This window comes from Pseudomonas defluvii, assembly GCF_001695625.1.
GTDB classification, from domain to species: domain Bacteria; phylum Pseudomonadota; class Gammaproteobacteria; order Pseudomonadales; family Pseudomonadaceae; genus Aquipseudomonas; species Aquipseudomonas defluvii.
The window spans coordinates 50,250-70,953 of record NZ_MBPN01000016.1 but is presented as its reverse complement, the minus strand read 5'-3'; the positions used below and the strand labels follow the sequence as shown (position 1 = coordinate 70,953).

Annotated in this window: 15 protein-coding genes; 4 read left to right on the top strand and 11 right to left on the bottom strand. The window is 61.4% G+C overall.

Annotated elements, in window-relative coordinates:
- From EKA13_RS06935 to EKA13_RS06900, 8 genes are all read right to left on the bottom strand, one after another.
- Positions 1 to 2,084, bottom strand: a 2,084-nt coding sequence (locus tag EKA13_RS06935; protein ID WP_065758670.1) for an efflux RND transporter permease subunit, incomplete at its 3' end; no start/stop codon positions are given.
- Between the two features lie 10 nt (positions 2,085 to 2,094).
- A complete protein-coding gene (locus EKA13_RS06930; RefSeq protein ID WP_065758669.1) occupies positions 2,095 to 3,066 on the bottom strand; it encodes a WD40/YVTN/BNR-like repeat-containing protein in 972 nt (323 codons plus the stop codon).
- A 256-nt stretch (positions 3,067 to 3,322) separates the two neighbouring features.
- Positions 3,323 to 4,270: a bifunctional OB-fold nucleic acid binding domain-containing protein/MaoC family dehydratase gene (locus EKA13_RS06925; RefSeq protein ID WP_065758668.1), complete on the bottom strand. Its 948-nt coding sequence runs from the start codon at positions 4,268 to 4,270 to the stop codon at positions 3,323 to 3,325.
- Positions 4,271 to 4,275: 5 nt separating this feature from the next.
- The gene (locus EKA13_RS06920; protein ID WP_065758667.1) at positions 4,276 to 5,487 is read right to left on the bottom strand and encodes a thiolase family protein; all 1,212 of its coding nucleotides are present in this window, start codon (positions 5,485 to 5,487) and stop codon (positions 4,276 to 4,278) included.
- Between the two features lie 108 nt (positions 5,488 to 5,595).
- Positions 5,596 to 7,263, bottom strand: a complete 1,668-nt coding sequence (locus EKA13_RS06915) for a DUF1302 domain-containing protein (RefSeq protein ID WP_065758666.1) — start codon at positions 7,261 to 7,263, stop codon at positions 5,596 to 5,598.
- Positions 7,264 to 7,330: 67 nt separating this feature from the next.
- Entirely contained in the window at positions 7,331 to 8,416 is a 1,086-nt protein-coding gene (locus EKA13_RS06910) for an MBL fold metallo-hydrolase (RefSeq protein WP_065758665.1), read from the bottom strand.
- The gene (locus EKA13_RS06905; protein ID WP_083199760.1) at positions 8,409 to 10,262 is read right to left on the bottom strand and encodes a long-chain-acyl-CoA synthetase; all 1,854 of its coding nucleotides are present in this window, start codon (positions 10,260 to 10,262) and stop codon (positions 8,409 to 8,411) included. The genes EKA13_RS06910 and EKA13_RS06905 overlap by 8 nt, the downstream gene beginning before the upstream one ends.
- Positions 10,259 to 11,344, bottom strand: coding sequence for an alkene reductase (locus tag EKA13_RS06900; protein ID WP_065758664.1), 1,086 nt, complete (start codon positions 11,342 to 11,344; stop codon positions 10,259 to 10,261). Before EKA13_RS06900 ends, EKA13_RS06905 begins: the two co-directional genes overlap by 4 nt.
- Before the next feature lie 262 nt (positions 11,345 to 11,606).
- Here EKA13_RS06900 and EKA13_RS06895 point away from each other — a divergent pair, with 262 nt between their 5' ends.
- The gene (locus EKA13_RS06895; protein WP_065758663.1) at positions 11,607 to 12,944 is read left to right on the top strand and encodes a spinster family MFS transporter; all 1,338 of its coding nucleotides are present in this window, start codon (positions 11,607 to 11,609) and stop codon (positions 12,942 to 12,944) included.
- A gap of 157 nt (positions 12,945 to 13,101) precedes the next feature.
- Here the strand turns inward: EKA13_RS06895 and EKA13_RS06890 are convergent, their stop codons facing one another.
- The 3 genes from EKA13_RS06890 to EKA13_RS06880 form a co-directional block, all read right to left on the bottom strand.
- A complete protein-coding gene (locus tag EKA13_RS06890; protein ID WP_065758662.1) occupies positions 13,102 to 15,195 on the bottom strand; it encodes a TonB-dependent siderophore receptor in 2,094 nt (697 codons plus the stop codon).
- Between the two features lie 146 nt (positions 15,196 to 15,341).
- Complete coding sequence (locus EKA13_RS06885) at positions 15,342 to 15,896, bottom strand: DUF4174 domain-containing protein (protein WP_065758661.1); 555 nt, start codon at positions 15,894 to 15,896, stop codon at positions 15,342 to 15,344.
- Between the two features lie 248 nt (positions 15,897 to 16,144).
- Complete coding sequence (locus EKA13_RS06880) at positions 16,145 to 18,505, bottom strand: DNA polymerase II (RefSeq protein ID WP_065758660.1); 2,361 nt, start codon at positions 18,503 to 18,505, stop codon at positions 16,145 to 16,147.
- A 349-nt stretch (positions 18,506 to 18,854) separates the two neighbouring features.
- Here EKA13_RS06880 and EKA13_RS06875 point away from each other — a divergent pair, with 349 nt between their 5' ends.
- From EKA13_RS06875 to EKA13_RS06865, 3 genes are all read left to right on the top strand, one after another.
- Entirely contained in the window at positions 18,855 to 19,502 is a 648-nt protein-coding gene (locus EKA13_RS06875; protein ID WP_425415164.1) for a sel1 repeat family protein, read from the top strand.
- Positions 19,503 to 19,604: 102 nt separating this feature from the next.
- Positions 19,605 to 20,303, top strand: a complete 699-nt coding sequence (locus EKA13_RS06870; RefSeq protein WP_065758658.1) for an AzlC family ABC transporter permease — start codon at positions 19,605 to 19,607, stop codon at positions 20,301 to 20,303.
- Positions 20,300 to 20,623 carry an AzlD domain-containing protein gene (locus tag EKA13_RS06865; protein WP_065758657.1) on the top strand — a complete coding sequence of 108 codons (324 nt, stop codon included), beginning with the start codon at positions 20,300 to 20,302 and terminating at the stop codon, positions 20,621 to 20,623. The genes EKA13_RS06870 and EKA13_RS06865 overlap by 4 nt, the downstream gene beginning before the upstream one ends.
- Positions 20,624 to 20,704 lie beyond the last annotated feature (81 nt).

Sequence of the window (20,704 nt, the reverse complement as noted above, 5' to 3'; positions counted from 1 at the left end):
TACAAGTAAATGCCGTAGTCCACCCCGACCCCCACACCTAGCGCCATCACCGGCAAGGTCGCGACTTTCAGGCCAATGCCCAGCATCGCCATCAGCGCGTTGCAGAGGATCGCTACAATCGCCAGAGGGACGAGAATGCACAGTACGGCGCGGACCGAGAGGAACGTCAGCCAGCAGAACAGCGCCACCGAACCAAAGAGTGCCGCCAACATGATGATCTCCGCCCGTTTCACCGCCTCATTGGATGCCGCCATCACGCCCACGTTTCCGCCCGCCAGGAGAAACGCCACCTGCGGGGTGCGAACCTCGGCGATGATGCGCTTGGCTTCGTTGATTGCATGGGCCACCGTGGCCCCTTCGTGGTCGGCCAGGAACACCAGGATCTGCATTTGCTGGCAGCCGTCGGTCACCAACCCGTCGTCCGGCATGTAGGCCCGTGCGCCTTGGCTCAGGCCGCGTGCTGAACCTGGGATCGCCGCCCAGCGCGGGTTGCCTTCGTTGTTACCGGCAATGACCCGTTTGCCCATGCCGGCGACGCTCTGGACCGACTGCACACCGGTGACAGCGCGCATGCGGAAATCGAAGGCTTCTACCGCGCGCATCACTTCCGGCGACAAGCACCCTTCTTCGATGCCCTGGACTTCGACAAACACTGACATTACGTCGAGACCGATCGAATAGCTGTCGACAATCTTGCGGTTGTCCTGGTTGTAGCGCGAGTCGGCCCTGAGCTCCGGCGCGCCTGCACCGATATCGCCCACCGCGAGGTCACGTGCCTTGTAGGCGCCGGCCACCAGCAGCAACAGGCTGATGGCGAACACACTCAGTGCAGGTCCCGGCTCGGCCAGCGCAGACAACCGCCACCACAGGCGATGCCTGCCGGCCTGACGGGTTTGCGCCCGTCGCAGCAACCCGGGCTCCAGCCGCAGGTAGGAGATGATCACCGGCAGCATCAGCTTGTTGGTGATGATCATCAGCATCACGCCGATACAGGCGGTCACACCCAGTTCATGCACGATCGGGATATCGATCAACATGATCACCGCAAAACCCAGGGCATTCATCAACAGCGCCAGGGAGCCGGGAATGAAGATTTTGCAGAATGCCGAATGCGCGGCCCGCAACGAATCGCTACCCGCCACCACATCCTGCTTCCAGGCATTGGTCATCTGCACGGCATGGGACACACCGATGGAGAAAATCAGGAACGGCACCAGGATCGACATCGGATCAATGCCAAGCCCCAACAGCGGCAACAGGCCAAGCAACCAGACCACCGGCAGCAACGCCACCACCAATGCAACCACGGTCAGGCGCAAAGAGCGCGAATAGAGCCAAAGCAGCAGCCCGGTAATGACGAAGGCGATCACAAAGAAGCCGATCACCGTGTTCAACCCCTCGACCACATCACCGACCAGCTTGGCGAAACCGACAATGTTGATTTCGATCTGCTCATTGCTGTACTTGTCGCGGAGCTCTTCAAGACGGCGGGCAACCTCGGCATATTTCACCGGTTCGCCGGTCTGCGGGTCGATATCCTGCAGGTCGGCACGCACCATGGCCGACTTCAGGTCGTTGGCCAACAAGCGCCCGATCTGCCCGGACGCGGCGGCATTGCTGCGTACCTGAGCCAGGTCCTGTTCGGTGCCGCTGAAGCGTGGCGGTACGACCACATCACCGAAAAAACCCTCCTCGGTGATTTCGATGTAGCGTACGTTGGTGGTGAACAGCGAGGTGACGCTGGCACGACTGACCCCGGAGATGAAGAACACATCGTCGGTCACCTTGCGCAAGGTGTCGAGGAACACCGGGTTATAGATATCCCCCTCGCCTTTCCAATGCACGCTGACCAGGAAACGGTTGGCACCGGTGAAGTACTGGCTGAACTTCAGGAAGTTGACCATGTACGCGTGTCGCACCGGAATCTGCTTGTTGAAGCCGGGGTCCAGTTGCGTGTGGGTAGCGCTGTAACCCAGGCCTGCGGTCACCAGCACAAACAGCACTAACAAACCCTTGCGCCATGCCATCAGCCGATCCGCGACCGCTTCGACGCTGTGCGTCACCCAGCTTTTAGCTTGTTTCATTGCCCGCCTCTCATTTACCTAGGGCGGCAACGCTGCCACCAGAACCCTGGAGTAACCCGCGCTCACCACCGACCAGCAGACGCGAACCGACCATCGTCGCCGAGGTCAAGGTACCGAGGCCGGCCAAGCGACTGACACCAACCAGCGCACCCCGAGCATCCAGCCGAACGACCGAGCTGCCAGCACCGACGATCACCAGGCCAGAGTGGTCGGGCAACAGCACATGCCCGTAGAGCGGCAACTGGTTACCGACGTTGACCTGTGCCCAGCTATCACCGAAGTCGTGGCTGACGAATACATGGCCGCGCATGCCATAGGTCACCCAATGCTCTGGGCTCAGGCGCACGATGCCGAACAACGAACCGCTGTAAAATGCAGGCAGGGTCTGCCAATGCTTGCCGCCATCGCGAGTACGCAGCACCAGGCCTTGCTCGCCGACCAACATCCTTCGGCCATCAGGGCCGCCGTCCATGCTGTTGAGGTGCGCGCTGTCGACATCAAGCGCCAGCTTGCGCCAACTCAGCCCGGCATCATCGGACTGATAGAACTTACCGAAGCTGCCGAACGCCAGGACACTCTCGTCACCGGCCGCCCAGATACCCAGCAGCGGCTCGCCCAATTCGTTGTCGTAGCGCATTTCCTGCCAGTGGCTACCGGCATCCTCGGAGCGCAGGATCCAACCGTCGTGCCCGACCGCCAGTAGGCGTTGCTCACCCAGTGCCACCAAGGCAGTCAGCGCGACATCACGTTGCCGGTCGACACTGGCCTGCTGCCAACTCACACCCTGGTCGTCGCTGAACAGGATGCTGCCGCGTTCGCCCACGGCCACGACACGTGTCCCCAGGCTGAGCAAACCGTTGATTTGAACCCGGTCCGAACGCAGCGCGACTTTCGCCTGCTCGGGCTCGGTTTTGGGGGAAAAGGTAAACAGGATGGTCAGCCCGACAACCAGGCAGACCAGGTATCCGATCACTGAGCGCATGAGGGACGCTCCTGTTCGTGACACGCGTGCAAAGTGGGGGTCATTGGGCCAGTCCTCTTGTTCTTGTATGGCGCCACGCCTTGGGTCGCAGCGAGCTAAGTGGGCATTGCCTAGGGGGGATACTCAGGTGTAGGGCCGTTTGAAACATCGTCCAAACGGCTTAAAAAATGGCGTGAATGGCGTATGCCGGAAATGTGCGGCAAAGGCGCACGGCAACGCCGCCCACAGCTTTGCCGTGGGCGCAGGACGGGTACGATCAGGCCCGGTAGAGAATCACCAGATCGTTGATGACCGACGGCCGTTCATGACCGACGACATGGGTGTTGAGCTCCAATGTCAGTTGGGTGCCTCTGGCAAGCAGCTCGACCTGCTTGACCCGCGCCCGCGAATGGATACGCGACCCCGCTGGCACGGGTGCCGGAAAGCGCAAACGGTCGGAGCCATAGTTGATCTGGGTAGTGAACCCTGTGATCTCGAAACCCAGCGCCAGCTTCATCCGCGACTGCAACACCTGCACCAAGGCGCCGTGGGCGATGGTGCCGCCGAACGGGCTCTGCAGACGAGCACGCTCAGGGTCGGTATGGATCCAGTAGTCGTCGCCAGACAACTGCGCAAAGGCATCGATCAGGGCCTGATCCACCACGATGCTGTTGCTCCAGTCACTGAACTGTTCACTGACCAGCGCCTGCAGACTCGCGGCATCGTTGAAATCGATCTTGCGTGGCTCGGGTTGCGAGTGCGCCGGTGTCGGTTCGCTGTCGACGGCGGGCAAGCGTTCAAGGCTGGCAGCCTCCTTGTCCAGGCCGGTGAAGCGCAACAAGCGATTGCCCTTGGCGTCGACCTCGGCAAACACCGGTTTCAAGCGCATGCCGATGTGTATTTCGTCTTCAGCCAGGCCGACCAGGTTGGTGTTGATGCGCACACCTTCGGCCAACTCGACAACCGCCAGTTTCTGCGGCATTTCATCCATGAAATCGGGCAAGGTGGGAATGCGCGTCAGCGTGTAACTGTACAGCGTCGCGCAGCCCTCGACCTCACGCCAGGCCAGGTCATGGGCCAGGCAGGCGGGACAATGCCGGCGCGGGTAGAAAATCCAGTGCGCACAGGCTGTGCATTGCTGAATCAGTAAGCGCCGGGCCTTCAGGCCTTCCCAGAACGGTGCGGAAATTTCCGTCGGTACAGGCATCGGTTTATTGTTGGACATGGTGCTTATGCTCCCTGAAGTATCAATGCGCCCTGCTCACTCATCACGCCGCCGGTACCGGAGACATAGACGCTGTCACAGCGTCCAAGCTGACGCTCGCCGGCTACCCCGGCGATTTGCGTCACCGCCTCGATCACCTGGGACATGCCGCCGGCCGAACCGGCCTGACCGAAACTGAGCTGCCCGCCGTGGGTATTCATCGGAAAATCACCCCGCCAGGTCAGGTCATGCTCACGCACAAACGCCATGCCCTCGCCCTTGCCACAGAAACCTGCATCCTCAAGGGTCAGCAACGCGGTGATGGTGTAGCAGTCGTAAATCTGCGCCGCGTCGACATCGGTCGGCTTGAGCCCGGCCATCTCGAAGGCCCGTCGCGACGCCGGCCCAATTGGCGTGTGAATCATGTCTGCGGCATAGGACGGCGACTTGAAGGCCAGGTGTTCGCCAAAACCGGTAATGAATGCAGGCCGCTTGCGCGCCCGTGCCGCGACTTCCTTGGAAGCGATGATCATTGCCGCACCGCCGGCCACGGGCATGACGATTTCCAGGATGTGCAGGGGATCGGCAACCATTTTGCTCGCCAGCACCTGCTCAATGGTCAACGGCTGGCCATAGAACATGGCCTGCGGGTTGGCCTGGGCGTTGGTGCGCTGATCCACGGCGATCTTGGCCATCGCCACCGGATCGTAGCCGTACTGGGCGGCATACCGCTGGGCAATCATGGCGTAACCGGTGTTCTGGCCCATGTGCCCGTAGGGCAGGTCGAATTCCGCCTCCGGCGCACCGAACGCCGTGCTGTGGCCACCAAAGCGCATGGCCCTGGCCATCCAGCTCGGGTCTTCATCCGGGCCCAGCGGTGCCATGCGTGCAGGCAGTACGCACAGTACCGCCTGGCACAACCCCAGTTCGATGGCGGCGGCAGCGCGCCAGACCATACCCACCGAGGTACAGCCGCCAAGGTCCACCACTTCGGCAAAATTCAGCCGCAACCCCAGGTACTCGGCGGCCATTGCCGGGACGAACACCGACGCCTCATGAAACTGCGGGCCATTGATCACCAGCCCGTCAAGGTCTTCAGCCCTGAGCCCCGCATCGCGCAGGGCCTGGGCCGCCAGGTCGGCGACTTGTTCAAGGTGAAACATCTTCGGCGCAGTCGCGTACTTCTCCGGTTTGTACTGCGCGGTGCCAATAATGGCCGCATGCCCTTTGAGCCCCATAGTGCCTCCACTCCGAAGCGCCGGGCTTCGGACATTTCCAGGTGATGGTTAAGGCCCGAGGCAGGCAACCTGCCCCGGACCTGAGTGGTCAAGACGAAACAGCCGGGATCAGAAGGTGTACTTCATCGAGAACGTGGCGTAGTCACGGTCGGCAAACGGCCGCTTGATCGCATCCGCTGCACCCAGGTAGCTGGTCACGTTCATGCCGACTTCCAGGTTGCCCAGGTACTTGAATGTGGTACCGATACTCATGCGGCGGTCGCCCTGAACACCGGAAATGCTGCCGGCCATCGGGGTCGAGCCACTGAATACGTTGGAAAAGCGCACGGGCACTTCAAGGTCCCAGCCCTGGAAAACGCCCGGATAGCTGAACGAGGCGCCCAGGGTGTAGGCGCTGGCCGATTTGGTGCGCCAGGCCGAACTGGTCTTGTAGGTGTAGTCATCCGACGCCCCAACCAATGGTGCCAGCGAAGGCAACAGGTTCAGGCCTTGCAGATTGTCCGCGGCTGAAGTGGATTCGACGCTGTCGACCAGCACGTGAACAATCTCCGCCGTCAGGCTGGTCTGGCTGGCCCATGGCCGATCGCCGAGAATGCGGATCGCCGACAGTTGCATCTGTTGGCCCTTGCCCTTGGCCGGTACCGGTCCGAGGCCAGTGTTGACCATGACCGGCGCACCGTCGCGGTAGGACCACTCGGCACCGACCTGGGTATCACCCAGCTTGGTCGAGGCGCTGATACCGGTCAGCTTGATGTCTTCGAAATACTTCACCCGGTAGCCATTGGGCGTGAAGGCATAGAGGCCGCCACCCACCGGCAACGGGTCATAACCCACCAGCGCAGTGGCCGGGTTCTTGTCGTGGTAGTTGACGTGAAACAGCGACAATTCAAGAGCCGGTACGGGGCGGTAGCGAACCTGTACACCCCACTGGCCACCGTCGCGAGGCTCGTCGGTACCACGGTAGGGAACCTTGCCGCCTTGGGTGATGATGAATTCGCGGCCCGGGCCGACGACGTCACTGCCAGATAGGTAGCTGCCCACTGGCGGCAACTCGGTGCCTTTCCATTCGTACTGCACATAAGCGCCAAAGGTAAGGCTTGGATTCAACCGATAGGACCCGGAGAACTGCCCTACCGGCAACAGGATTTCCTTGACCTCAACGCCCGGCTGCGCCGCCTTCACCGCATCGGAGGGGTTCTGTACGCCGTTGACGCCGGGGTAGTAAAGGCTCTCGCCCCAGGACTCGATATGGCGGCCCGCCTTGACGTCGAGCATGGAGTCATTGTCAAAGCGCCAGCCACTGAATACGTAGGCATCCAGCAAACGCGTGCGACCACCACTGTAGTAACGGGTATCACTGGTAAATTCGTCATTGCGCCCGGCCTTGTTGACGGTCGCGGGCGAATCGTTGTCGTTTTCCCGGTGGTAGACATCATCGTAGAAGGTACTGCCGCGCACGACGGCACCGTAGTTGTCCTTGCGCAGGATCATCTCACCCAGCGCACCCACACGGTTGGTGGTCAGGCTACCGCGATCGAAGTTGCGGTTGGCATCGTCAGCGTTGACCCCAAGCAAGCGATCATTCTGATCGTTCAGGCGCACGCCCACGCCGTAGCTGGTGGTTACCGACCAGTCTAGGGTCGTGCCGTTATCAAACTCGATCGTCTCCCCCGACCATACCGGTGTCGAAACCAAAGCGATGGCCGCCGTCAGGCTGACTGCCTGAACACCGCGCGAACCAAGGCCAGTACAATTATTGTTGTTCTTATCGATCACACTGACTCTCCTCAAGGGCAACCGGTTGGCCGCCTGGAATGTTGAACATTGCCGCTGCACCGGCCGCTCAAAACACCACGAGCGGCGTGACAGCAGGTGCCCCCTGCGGGGAACGCCGATACTGGTGAAGCCCGCGGTGTTCCTCCCGCAACAGCGACCCTTCGGCCACGAGGTAATTGGCATGCGCCAACGTTTCACCCAGCGCCATCAGTTCGTCGAAACGACCTGAAAGCTTCGGGAACAACACAGCCATCAGTTCGAGCGCACTACGCGGCTCCTCACAGCTGGCCAACAGCAGCGCCAGGTGAGCCTGGTGATGGGCCTGTAACTGGTCCAGGCGCTGATGCAGGTTGAAGAACGGCCGTTCATGGGCCGGCAGAACCAGAACGCTGTCCGGCAAGCCCCGCAAGCGCTCAAGGGAGGCCAGCCAGTCGCGCAGCGGATCGGCTTCCGGCTCAGTGGCATGCACGCCGACCGTCGGGGTGATGCGCGGCAACACCTGATCCCCGGAAATGAGCAGGCCATCCTCTTCGGCAAACAGGCAGGCATGTTCGGGCGAGTGCCCGCGACCGACCACGACCTGCCAGAGGCGACCGCCGATGCGCAGCTGGCTGCCGTCGCGCAAGCGCCGGTAACTGTTGAAATGCGCGGGACGGAAATGCCCGTTCTGGATCACCTCGTACATCTGGGCGGCCTGCTCGCTGCTGAAACCGGCCTTGCGGTAGAACGCCAGGAAGTCCCAGCCGGGCGGCTGATCAGAGGGAACGCTGACGTACAACGACTGGTATTCACTGGCGGTCATGTACACCGGGCAGCAAAAGCGTTCGGCCAGCCAGGCGGCAACACCGGCATGGTCGGAGTGATAATGCGTGCAGACCACCGCCAGCAGCGGCAACCCCGCACACGCTTCACTCAACACGCGCTCCCAGACCTCGCGGGTTTGCGCGGTGTTCATGCCGGTATCCACCGCTACCCAGCCATCGCCATGGCGCATCAGATAGAGGTTGATATGGTCCAGACGAAACGGCAGCGGCATACGCAGCCAGAGCACCCCCGGCGCGACTTCACAGACCTGCCCGGCGGCCGGGGCCTGCGGCCACGGGTAGCGCAGGCCGCTGCGCAGCTCATGGCCGTTCGGGTCCAGATCAGCCATGATGCGCACCTGCGAACGGCGCCAGACCGACTCGCGCCAACACCTCTGGCGAATAGGGCTGGTAGGTTCGCGTGCTTTCATCACGAATGAACAACGGATCGCTGCAGGCAATCGGGCAATAGCCCTGGCGCTGCAAATCGACCTTGCGCAGCTTGAAGGTGCTGGTCAGGTCCGCCGCCGCGGTCACACGTACGAACACTGGCGCGGCGTAACGCGGCAGGCACGCTTCAGTGAGTGCGTACAAGGCCTCGGGCTGGAACACTTGCCCCGGCTGCATCAGCACTGCGGCCATGCCCGCACGCCCCTCATGCCCCGGTACCTGCACACCGTAGATATTGATCAGTTCAAGGCCCGGCAGATCCCCCAGGGCATCGGCGACTTCCTGGGTGGAGACGTTCTCGCTCTTCCAGCGGAAGGTGTCGCCGATACGGTCCACGAAATAGCAGTAGCCATCGGCGTCCTCGCGCAACAAGTCGCCCGAACTCCAGTAGGCATCACCTTCGCGAAAGACATTGCGGCGGATCTTGCTCTCGCTGGCCTCGGTCGAGGTATAGCCTTCGAAGCGCCCACCGCCGATATCCGGATGATCGACGATGAAACCCATGGCTTCACCCACTTCGCCGACCTCGCAGCGCTGATAGAAGCCATTCTCGTCGCGCGGATGACAGTCATTTTCGACATCGAAGCGCACCAGCCGCAGGTTGGTCTTGTTCCAGTCAGGTACACGCCCGCACGAACCGATGTAGTTGTCGACATTGATCAGGTTGGTGTTGGCTTCGGTGGCACCCCAGCCCTCGAAAACCTGGATCGGTCCAAAACGTTCAATCCAGCGTTGCCACGACTCAGGTGTCAGGCCGGCACCGAGCATGCAGCGCAGGCTATGTTCGCGTTCACCCGGTACAACCGGCCGGTTGAGCAGGTAGCGGCAGATTTCGCCAATGTACTGGAAGACGCTGATACGGTGACGGGCGACATCGCTCCAGAACTCACGCACGCTGAACTTGCGGCGCACCACGATGCTCGCGCCGGCACGTAGCGCGGTCGAGGTCACCGAGGTGGCGGCGGCCCCGTGGTACAGCGGCAGGCAACAATAGAACACGTCGTCGCAGGTGGCCTGCAGCGTTACCTCCATCACATCGCCAGACGACATCCAGCGCATATGGCTGTAACGGGCGGCCTTGGGTAACCCGGTGGTACCCGAGGTAAAAATCAGCAAGGTCGGGGCCTGGGCCTCGATGTCCGCACGCACATCGCGGGGGAAGGCACTGCGTGGCGCACTGTCCAGGCGCGCAGCGAAATGCCCGTCGCCCCCCTTGGGAAGCGCCTCGGGCCATGGGTTCTCTGGGTCGCGTACCAGCCAGTAGGGCAGCTCAGGCAGGCCCTCGGTAACCTGGACATTGGCCAGGCACTCTTCCCCGACCACCAGTGCCTTGGCCCCGGTAGTTTCCAGCGCATGCAACAGGGGCCGGCCATTGACCTGGGTGTTGATGAACGCAACCACCACCCCCAGCTTGACCAGGCCAAACCAGGTGCAGAAGAACGCCGGGCGGTTTTCCATCACGATGGCACAGACATCACCGGCACGCAGGCCGTTGGCGTAAAAGGTATGGGCCATCTGGTTGGCGCGCGCATCGACTTCGGCGTAGCTGAGGATTTCGTCGCCATAGATCAGAAACGCCCGATCGGCATGACGAATGGCTTGCTGCTCGAGCCGATCGGCCAGGGTGTAGTGGTCACGGGGTTTGATCTGCGCGCTGGCTACCGAACGTCGATCCAGAATCGCCTGGGTCTGTTCACGGGGCACAGGGCAGCTCGGCAGGACGCTGGCCAGGTTACTCAAGCTCATGGCGTCACCTCCAGTGCATCGGCCTGATAGACGGGGTAGTCGGTATAGCCACGAGGGCCAGAGGTGTAGAGGGTCTTGCGGTCAAACCCGGCCAACGGCAAGCCGTGCTTCAAGCGCTCGACCAGGTCGGGGTTGGCAATGAAGTGTCGACCGAAGGAGACCGCTGCGCCCTCGCCCGCTTCCAGCGCGGCGCGGGCCGAAGCGCCATCAAAACCGTCGTTGAGAATCAGCCCATGGGCGCTATGCTCGCGCGCCAGGGCAAAGGCATCGAGCCCCGCCACCGGTGAACGCATGATGTGCAGGTAGGCCAGGCCCAGCGGTGCCACGGCGGCGCAGAGTGCGACAGCGGTGCCTGCCGGGTCGAGGTCGTCGATATCGTTATAGGGGTTGCCCGGGCACATCCGAAAGCCCACACGGCCAGCGCCAATCGCTGCGGCCATGGCCTCGATCGCGTCCTTGGCAAACCGTACCCGGTTGCTCGCCGAACCGCCGTAGGCATCGGTACGCTGGTTGCTGCCCGAGGCCATGAACTGCATCGGCAGGTAGCCGCTGGTGCAATGCAACTCGACGCCATCGAAACCGGCTTCACGCGCATTCAACGCTGCCTGACGGTAGTCTTCGATCACCGCGGCGATGCCTTCCAGGGTCAACGCCTGCGGGCTATCGGTATCTACCAGGCCAACGGCATCACTGAACACTTGAGTGCGTGCGCGCACCGCCGACGGGCCCACGGTAGCCGCACCGCCGGGTTTGTTGTAATGGCTGGCAGCGCGCCCCACATGCATCAGTTGCAGTACGATGCGACCGCCTTGGTCATGCACGGCACGGGTCACCTGGCGCCAGGCGGCAATCTGTTCGCCGGTGTAGATCGCCGGTGTACGGCAATAGCCCAGGCCACTGGCCGATGGCGCCGTACCCTCGGCAACAATCAACCCGGCGCTGGCACGCTGGCGGTAGTACTCGACCATGTCGGCACTTGGCACCGCACCTGCATCGGCACGACTGCGGGTCATCGGCGCCATGACGATACGATTGGCCAGCTGCAGTTCGCCGAGGCACACCGGCTCGAACAAGATGCTCATGTCAGCTCCTTAACGTCTTATTGTTTCCGGCGATGCCAAGCGGCTCACCGCAAGGTGGCCAGGGATTGCGCAGAACCGGATATGGGCTGAATGATTCACCTTGAACGCAACTGAAACATCGTCCGACAAGACTAGATTTATGGGCCTGGACATCGCAGCCAAATGCCCGCAACCACGGGAAAAATGGTCTGAACGGACGATGAAAAAACAGCCGGATGCACTGACGATCAAGCCCACTAGAACAAGACCGGGAGCACCCGCAGTGAACGCATCCAACCCCGTGACATGGCGAACGCATTACGCGCTTTTCGTGCTCGCCAGCATCTACGTTTTCAACTACATCGACCGCCAGTTGATGGCGATTCTGATCGAACCGGTGAAGCTCGAATTCGGCATATCGGACACCGGCATCGGCTTGTTGTCGGGTGTGACCTTCGCGGTGTTCTATACGGTTTTTGGCTTCCCCCTGGGGCGCCTGTCGGATCGCATCGGGCGTAAACCGGTCATTGCCTTCAGCTGCATTGCCTGGAGCCTGATGACCATGCTCTGCGGCATGGCTGGCAGCTTTCTGACGCTGGTACTGGCACGAATCGGCGTCGCTGTCGGTGAAGCCGGCGGTACCGCGCCGTCAGTGGCGATGGTTTCGGACCTGTACCCGGCACGCCGCCGCTCGACAGCACTGGCCGTGCTGATGCTGGGCTCAAGCCTGGGTGCGATTGTCGGCCTCGGCCTGGGCGGCTGGATTGCCCAGCACCATGGCTGGCGCTACGCCTTCTTGCTGATCGGCGCCCCCGGTATCTTCCTTGGCCTGCTCCTGCTGTTGACCGTACGCGCGCCAAAACCTGCACTGCCGCCAGCGCACCTGAACAAGGCTGCACTGCAGCAGGAAGGCTGGCTCAAGACGCTGGTCGAGCTGTTCCAGATGCCATCATTCCTGTGGTTGGTGCTCACCGGCGGTGCAGCGGCCATTGCCGGGTATGCGATTGGTACCTGGAGCCCGAGCTTCCTCATTCGCTCCCATGGCCTGAACCTGCAGGAGGCTGGGTTCCTGGTCGGCGTGGTCGGCGGCACCGGCTCGACTATCGGCACCCTGACCTGCGGCCTGCTGACCGACCGAATGGCACGGCGCGATGTCGGCTGGCAAATCGGTGTACCCCTGTTGGGCACGCTGATCAGCATCCCCTTTGCACTGGCCTATTTCCTCTGGCCACAAGGCGTTGCCTTCCATATCGGCAGCATCGCCGTACCGCAAGCGTTCCTGTTCTACAGTGCGTTCGGGTTCTTCGGTGTCTGGTGGGCGACGCCCTGCCTGAGCGCGATCACCCACCTGTTTCCGGCCTCGCGACTGGCCCAGGCCACCGCTATTTTTGTGATGTCGATGACCTTGCTCGGTGTTGGTGTCGGTCCGCTGCTGATTGGCATGCTCAGTGATTTCTTCATCCCGACCCTGGGCGGTGAGTCGCTGCGCTATGCACTCGCCTCTTCGGTCTCGCTGCTGGTGCTGGCGGCGGTTTTCCTGGCGCTGGCACTGCCGCGTTATCGACAGCAGTTGAAGCAAACGGCGCTGGCTGTCCCTCCCGCACAGGCCGTTACCGCCTGACGGCATCAGGTACGCACGCGAACCGAGTTGAGACTATCGCAGGCAAGCCTGCTCCCACCTGTGGGAGTTGGCTTGCCAACGATGCAGGCCCCCCGAACCTACTGACACCCCGCCGATGCCATCGCAGGCAAGCCTGGCACACGGGGCCAAGTCAGGATCACAGGCTCAAGGCCAGGCTCAGGCTGACGTTGCGCGGATCACCCGGCATGACCCACGCCGCGTTGTAGCTGCGCTCGTAATAGGTGCGGTCGAACAGGTTGTTGAGGTTCAAACCAAGCGTAAGGTTCTCCGTCGCCTTGTAATGGGCCAACAGATCGACCGTGCTGTAACCGGGCAAGCGGAAATCGCTGCCAGCAAGGCCCGAGCGCTCGCCTACATAGTTGGCCGCCACCCCCATGTCAGAACCGCGCAAGGCACCGTCCTGGAACTCATACACCGCCATCAGGCTGCCGCTATGCCGGGGAATACCCAGCAAGTCGCTGCCCTTGGGCACGCTGGCATCGCCCTTGGTGACTTCGGCGTCGATGTAGGCATAGGCGCCAATCACGCGCACGGCATCGCTCAACTGGCCACTGAACTGAGCATCCAGGCCCTGGCTGCGTGCCTTGCCCGCCGCGATGCTGTCGCCATTGGCATCGGTGGTGATGACGTTTTCCTTGTCGATCTGGAACAACGCGATCGTCGCGCCCAAACGGCTGTCGAACAGGTCAAGCTTGACCCCGGTTTCATAACCCAGGCCTTTCTCCGGCTTGTAGACCTCGCCCTGGGTGCCCATGCCATTGGGCTTGAACGAGGTCGATGCGTTGGCGAACACCCCCACCTGCGGTGTCAGCTGATACAAAAGGCCCACCCGAGGCGTAACGGCATCTTTTTCCTGGGTGTTGCTGGCCTGCGTTGCTCGGTTCTGGGCGGTCTGCTCGATATGTTCAAGACGTACGCCGAGCAACCCCCGCAGCCGTTCGGTGAAAACAATCTGGTCCTGCAGGTTCAGGGCGTAACTTTCGGTGCGCTCGAAGAAGTCGTTGGCCTTGACGATGGCAGGCTTGGGTTGGCCATACACCGGGTTGTAAACATCCAGGCCATAGTCCAGGGTCGTAGCGCTTTGCGGGTACTTCTGGCTGTTGCGGTAGTTCTCGTACTCCAGGCCAATCAGTGTCTGGTGTTGCCAGTTGCCCACATCGAAACGGCCATGTAGTTCTGCCTGGGTGATGTTGTCGTTCCATTCAAAATTCCGCTGACGGTAGAACCGGCTGATGGCCGTTCCCACCACCCGTGACGCTTCCGAGCTGTCACCGTTGAGGGTGCCCTGGGTGTAATGGTTGGCCAGACGCAGCTTCCAACTGTCATTGAGGTAATGTTCCAGCGCCAGGTCCAGCGTCTGATTGTCATTGCGGATACGGCCATCGTTGGGTTCGCCCAGGAAGGTCGAACGCTTTACTGAACCCAGTTCGTTGTTCACGGCCGCAATGCCACGGTCGAACACCGACTCGGTACGGGAGAATTCCGTATCGACGAACAGTTGCGTGTCCGGGTTCAGCTGCCAACTCAGCGACGGGCTGACGATCCGCCGCTGGCTGTCGACATGGTCACGGAAGCTGCCGTTGTCTTCCACCGCCAGGTTAACCCGCGACAGCAGCGAACCATCGTCGTTGAGAGGGGTGTTCACATCCAGGCTGCTGCGGTAGCGGTCCCAACTGCCGGCACTGGCCTTGAAGCGGGTGAAGGCTTCAGCCTCGGGCCGTTTGGTCACGATGTTCACCAACCCGCCAGGGTCACCTCGCCCATACAGGCTGGCAGCAGGCCCCTTGAGCACTTCGATACGCTCGATAGTCGAGGTATCCGGTGCGCTGTAGCTGCCCCGGTTGACGGCAAAACCATTCTTGTACAACTCGCCGGTGGTGAAGCCCCGCACGCTGTAGTTGAGGAAGGTCAAGCCACCAAAATTGTTCTGCCGCGATACCCCCCCGGCAAAATCCAGTGCGCGATCAATGCGGGTACTGTTCAGGTCATCGAGCACTTGGGCGGGTACCACACTGATGCTCTGCGGGGTGTCGCGGATATCGGTATCGGTCTTGGTCGCGGTGCTGGAGCGCGTGGCCCGGTAACCCTGTACCGGGCCATCGGCACGCTCTTCAAAACGACTGTCACTGACGGTGACGGCATCGAGGACGATGGTTTGTTCGGCAGTGACAGGCACGCTCAACAGGCCTGCGGACAGGCCAAGGTACAACCTTCCTAGCGGGTGATTCATGGGGGCTCCTTTATTAACTATGTAATAACATAACAATAAAGCGAGCAATATCCTACTACTTAGCGAGAATCATTTACTGGAAGAAGGGTATTGCGGTGAGTGCCTGCCGCGTTGCTGCAGGCACTTGGCTGACGTGCCGGGAATGATCAGTCTTCAAGCGGCTTGGGCGGCGCTGCCGGTTTTGCTGGCTTCGCCGGTTTTCCCGGTTTGCCCTCTTTGCCCTCCTTGCCTGGCGCAGCCTCTGTCACGACAGGTGTCGTCGTAACCATTTCTTTCTCGCTGGCAGGTAACTGATCAATGGTGGTGAAAAGCTCCTTGGGCTCAACCGTACCAATGCGCTCGAGCTTTTTCTCGCCATCCTTGCCCATCAGAATCACCTTGGTACCCACGCTGGCACCCAGCTTGAGCTCGCGAATCAAGGCCATGGTGGTTTGCGGGTCCATGTTCTTGCCATCGCGTTGGCCGATGGTATTGGCGATGGTGAATAGCACCATGTTGCGCTCAGTGAACGCCTGACGGTTGGCCGGTTCATCCAGGGCCTTTTTCAGGCTGACCAGCGTCGGGTCTACTGTACTGGGCGCAATGATGATCAAGGGTCGGGTTCTACCCCGCTCCAGAGCGAGGGGGCCGTCACTGTCAGCGGCCATCAAGGGGCAGGCAACAGCCAGCAGGGTGGCAAGGGTCAGTGAACGAGTGAGCATACGCATCTCCTTCTTGTTTCAATGCTCCATAGGCTACGAATCCTGACGAAAGATCCGGCCTGCGAGCCTAAACGACTGTACCGACCATGTACGCAAGACAACGGTAACTTCCGATGACCAAGCCCCACCCGACGCGCTATGAAAGGCTGAATCCATTGAACCAGAGGATAGCTGATGGTCAGCACTTTGCTGCCGTCCATCGGCTCGCAGCATCGAGTTTCATCTAATCCGCGCGAAGGCACCCAGCGTTAGAACAACCCCATCTGCCGGTCAACCAGGGCACTGAAGCTATCGCCCACAAACGGCAGGATGGCATCGGCGATTGGCTGCAACTGCTTGGTCAGGTAATGATCGTAATCGATCATCGCGTTGCGGTTTTCCAAGGGTTCAGGCCCGGCCAAGGTGATCACGTAGCTGATCCAGCCACCATTCTGATACTGGCGTGGACGCCCCTGACGGTCGTTGTAGTCATCGGCCAGGCGCGCGGCACGCACGTGCGGCGGGACGTTACGCTGATAGTCCGCCAAGGGTCGACGCAGGCGCTTGCGGTAGATCAGTTGCTCATCCCGTTCACCCGCCAGCGTCTGCCGCACATAGTCACGCAGATAAGCCTGGTAAGGCTGGCGCAGAAAGATGCGCTGGTAGAGCTCCTGCTGGAACTGCCGGGCCAGCGGTGACCAATCGGTACGCACGGTTTCCAGGCCCTTGAAGACCATCTCGTCACGCCCGTCTGCACGGCGTACCAAGCCGGCATAGCGCTTCTTGCTGCCCTCCTCGGCACCTCGGATAGTCGGCATCAGAAAGCGTTGGTAGTGGGTTTCAAACTGCAACTCCAAAGCGCTTGTCAGGCCGTACTCTGCCTGCAGGTGCGCTTGCCACCACAGGTTGACCTGCTGCACCAGGCGTCGGCCGATGGCCGTTGCATCCTCTTCACTGTGCGTGCGTTTGAGCCAGACGAAGGTCGAGTCGGTATCGCCATAGATCACTTCATACCCCTGGGCCTCGATCAGCTCGCGGGTGCGACGCATGATTTCATGACCGCGCATTGTGATCGACGATGCCAGCCGTGGGTCGAAGAAACGGCAACCACTGGAGCCGAGTACCCCGTAGAACGCGTTCATGATGATCTTCAAGGCCTGGGACAACGGGGCGTTGCGCTCACGCTTGGCCGCTTCACGCCCCTGCCATACCCGCTCGACAATCGAGGGCAGGCAATGCCGGGTACGCGAAAAACGCGCTCCCCGAAAACCTGGCACCGACGTGGCATCGCCGGGTTCACGCAGGCCCTCGACCAAGCCGATCGGGTCGATCAGGAACGTGCGGATGATCGATGGGTACAGGCTCTTGTAATCGAGCACCAACACAGACTCGTACAAGCCCGGTCGCGAGTCCATGACAAAGCCGCCCGGGCTGGCTTCGTCCGGACGGCCACCAAGGTTGGGCGCCACGAACCCCTGGCGGTGCATCAGCGGCATGTACAGGTGACAAAACGCCGCCACCGAGCCGCCACTGCGGTCCGCGGGCAAGCCGGTGACACTGGCACGCTCCAGCAGGAAGGTGAGCAATTCGGTCTTGGCGAAAATCCGTGTCACCAGTTCGCAGTCCTTGAGGTTGTAACGCGCCAGAGCCGGCTTGTCCTCGGCAAACATGCGATTGATTTCGTCCATGCGCTGATAAGGCGTGTCGATTGCCTTGCCCTCGCCGAGCAAGGTCTGGGCAACGTTTTCCAGGCTGAACGACGGAAAGCTCCAGGTCGCCGAACGCAACGCTTCGATGCCGTCGATGATCAAGCGCCCTGCGGCACCGGCAAAAAAATGAGAACGACTGCCGTGCTCGCGCCACTCCATCGGCTCGCCTCCACGCCCGAGGATCAAAGGAACCTTCAGCCTTTGAGCATGCTCATGAAGTACACGCAGGTCGAACTGCACCAGGTTCCAGCCAATGATCGCGTCAGGGTCGTGACGGGCCAACCAGGCATTCAGCCGCTCAAGCAATTGCGCACGGCTGGCACAATACTCCAAGGCAAAATCCACGGCCTGGTCGTCGCCATTGGCCGGCCCCAGCATGTACACCTGACGCTGGCCACAGCCTTCCAGTGCAATGGAATACAGCTCACCGCGTTCGGTGGTTTCGATATCCAACGACACCAGCTTCAACTGCGGGCGGTAGCCTGATTCGGGCTTGAGCTGAGCATCCAGCCATACACCGCTGGCGTCGACTCGCCCGGCGAAACTCACCGGCGCGGTGATGAAGCGCTCCATCAGGTAGCGCTCCGGCGGACGAACATCGGCTTCCAGTAGTTCAATGCCGGCCGCACGCAGGCGCTTGTCCAGTTGCATCAACTGACGGTGCTGGCGGCAATACAGGCCCAGTACGGGGCGGTGCTGGAAGTCACAGAGGTCCAGCGGGCGCAGCTCGACCTCTCGCTCGCCAGCCAGCAAGGCCTCGACGCGGGCCCGCTGCTCGGCCAGGACAAAGGCCACGGAGGTTTGCACCGGCAGCCGCACCTGGCGTGGGCCAGCATCGGTCGCCAGCCAGAATTCCACCAGGGTGCCGTCAGGCGTATCCCGCCAATGTCGGGTCAGGACGAAGCCCTGTTGTACATCCACCGCTGCAACCCCTGAACTGAATCGTGAGCTTCGATTCTACCCGAGCCGTCACCCGCTCCGGCGCGTCCTCTGCGCTTAACCGCAACGATGTCGATAACGCGGCCCTACGACCGCTTGCCGACAAGGTACATGACAGGGCATAAGGCATCACTTCAGCTGTCTGCCTGCAGCCGCTAGAATAGCGAGCGTCAGGTAACGCCCTTTCCACTGCTGGACCATCGGATCGACTCATGCATACCGTCGTCAGCTCATCTGCTTCGCTCTGGCGTGTACACGTCGAGCACTCATCCCTGATCAAAGGTTGCGCGAAGTGAACCGCTGCCTGCGTCTGTTGACGGTGCTTTCGGTAATGGCACCTTGCCTGAGCCTGGCCGACAGCCCTATCGACCCTCACGCCGACCTGCTGTACCGCCAGGCTCTGCCGTTTCTGGAGCAGGCTGACACCCAGGCCAGTACCTTCAGCCCACCAACCGACGCGACCCAGGACGACCTGTTGCGCCAGGGCACGACACTGGTGCACACCCTGACCCCAGGTGTGGAACTGCTGCGCAAGGCAGCGTCGCTCAACCATCCGGTGGCCGAGTACCGACTGGCGCTTTACTACATGACCTACCTGAGCCCCGCCGAGGTACCGGCACAGGCCTGCCCGCTACTTGCCGCCAGCCTCAGCCAGGGGTTCGCACCGGCCTCGCTGCAGATCAACTCGCTGTGTAGCGAGTACCGCGACAGCGATGCCTATCGGGCAGCGCTGAAGAAAGCCGTACAAGATGCCACGCGCTATGCCACCTACTACCCGCAACCGGCCATGCGCCTGGAGTGCCGACCGCAAGGCCGTCGGGGGCTGACGCTGCAATGGGGCCAGCAACGTGACTTTCAGGCCGAGGTCTATCGACTGCTCGGTGCCGTCGACCGACCGCAGCGCCAGATGTGGTACCGCAAGGCGGTTGATGCCAATGGCTGCGCAACCGCCCAGCATCGCCTGACCAGCCAGCGCTGAGTGAGGTGACCTGCGCCAGTTCGCAGCCTGACAAGATCGCTCAAGCAGCGCAGCTGGCACTCTGGCATGCTATGCCCCCCTGTTCAGTCGCGTTTGTAGACCATGACTCACCCACACCTCGCCCGCCAGGCATTCATCCATGGCGCCATTGCCATCCTGCCGCTGTCGTTGGCCGTTGCGCCCTGGGGCCTGCTGGCCGGCTCGATGGCCATTGAAGCCAACCTGACACCCCTTGAAGGTCAGGGGCTATCGGCAATTGTCTTCGCCGGTGCTGCACAACTGGTTGCCATCGGTATGCTCAAAGGCGGCGCGAACCTGTTTTCGATCATCCTGACCACCCTGCTACTGACCTCACAGCACCTGCTCTACGGTCTGTCGATGCGCCCCGTGATTTCTGACCTGCCTGTGCGCTGGCGGGTGGGGCTTGGCTTTCTGCTGACCGACGAGTTCTTCGCCCTGACCAGCCAGTACGACAAACAACAGTTCAACCGCTGGTATGCACTGGGCGTAGGCCTGACCTTCTATGTGGCCTGGAACCTGTTCACCCTGGCCGGCATCGTCCTGGGCCAGAACATTCCGCACCTGGACAAACTGGGCCTGGACTTCTCCATCGTTGCCACGTTTGTAGCCTTGATTACGCCACTGGTACGCAACCTGCCGACGGTGGTGTGCGTCGCGGTTTCGCTGTTCAGTTCAGTGCTGTTCAGTTTCTGGCATTGGGAAACAGCGCTGGTGCTGGCCGGCCTGCTGGGCATGAGCGCCGGTTTTATCTGCCAGAAACTGAGCGGAGGCCGCTCATGATTTTCCTGCTGATCGTCGGCATGGGGCTGGTCGTGTTCCTCAACCGCTACGCCTTTCTCGAGCCCCGCCTGCCGCTGCGCCTGAGTTCAAATGCGCGGCAATTTCTCGGTTTTGCCGTGCCCGGCATGCTCACCGCCATCTGCGGGCCGATCATCTTCATGCCCGACCACCAGCTTGACCTCAACCCGGCCAACCCCTACCTGGTGGGCTCGATGGTGGCGGTTGGGCTCGTATTGTTGACCCGTAACACCTTGATCAGCATGCTGCTGAGCATGGCGTTTTTCTTCGTCTTTCGCTGGTGGATGAACGGTGCGGCGTGAAGCAGTAAAGGCTTGCCAGCGATAGCCGTGTTGAAAGCACGGGATTATTGCTGATTAACGGGTAAATCCCTGCTGGATATT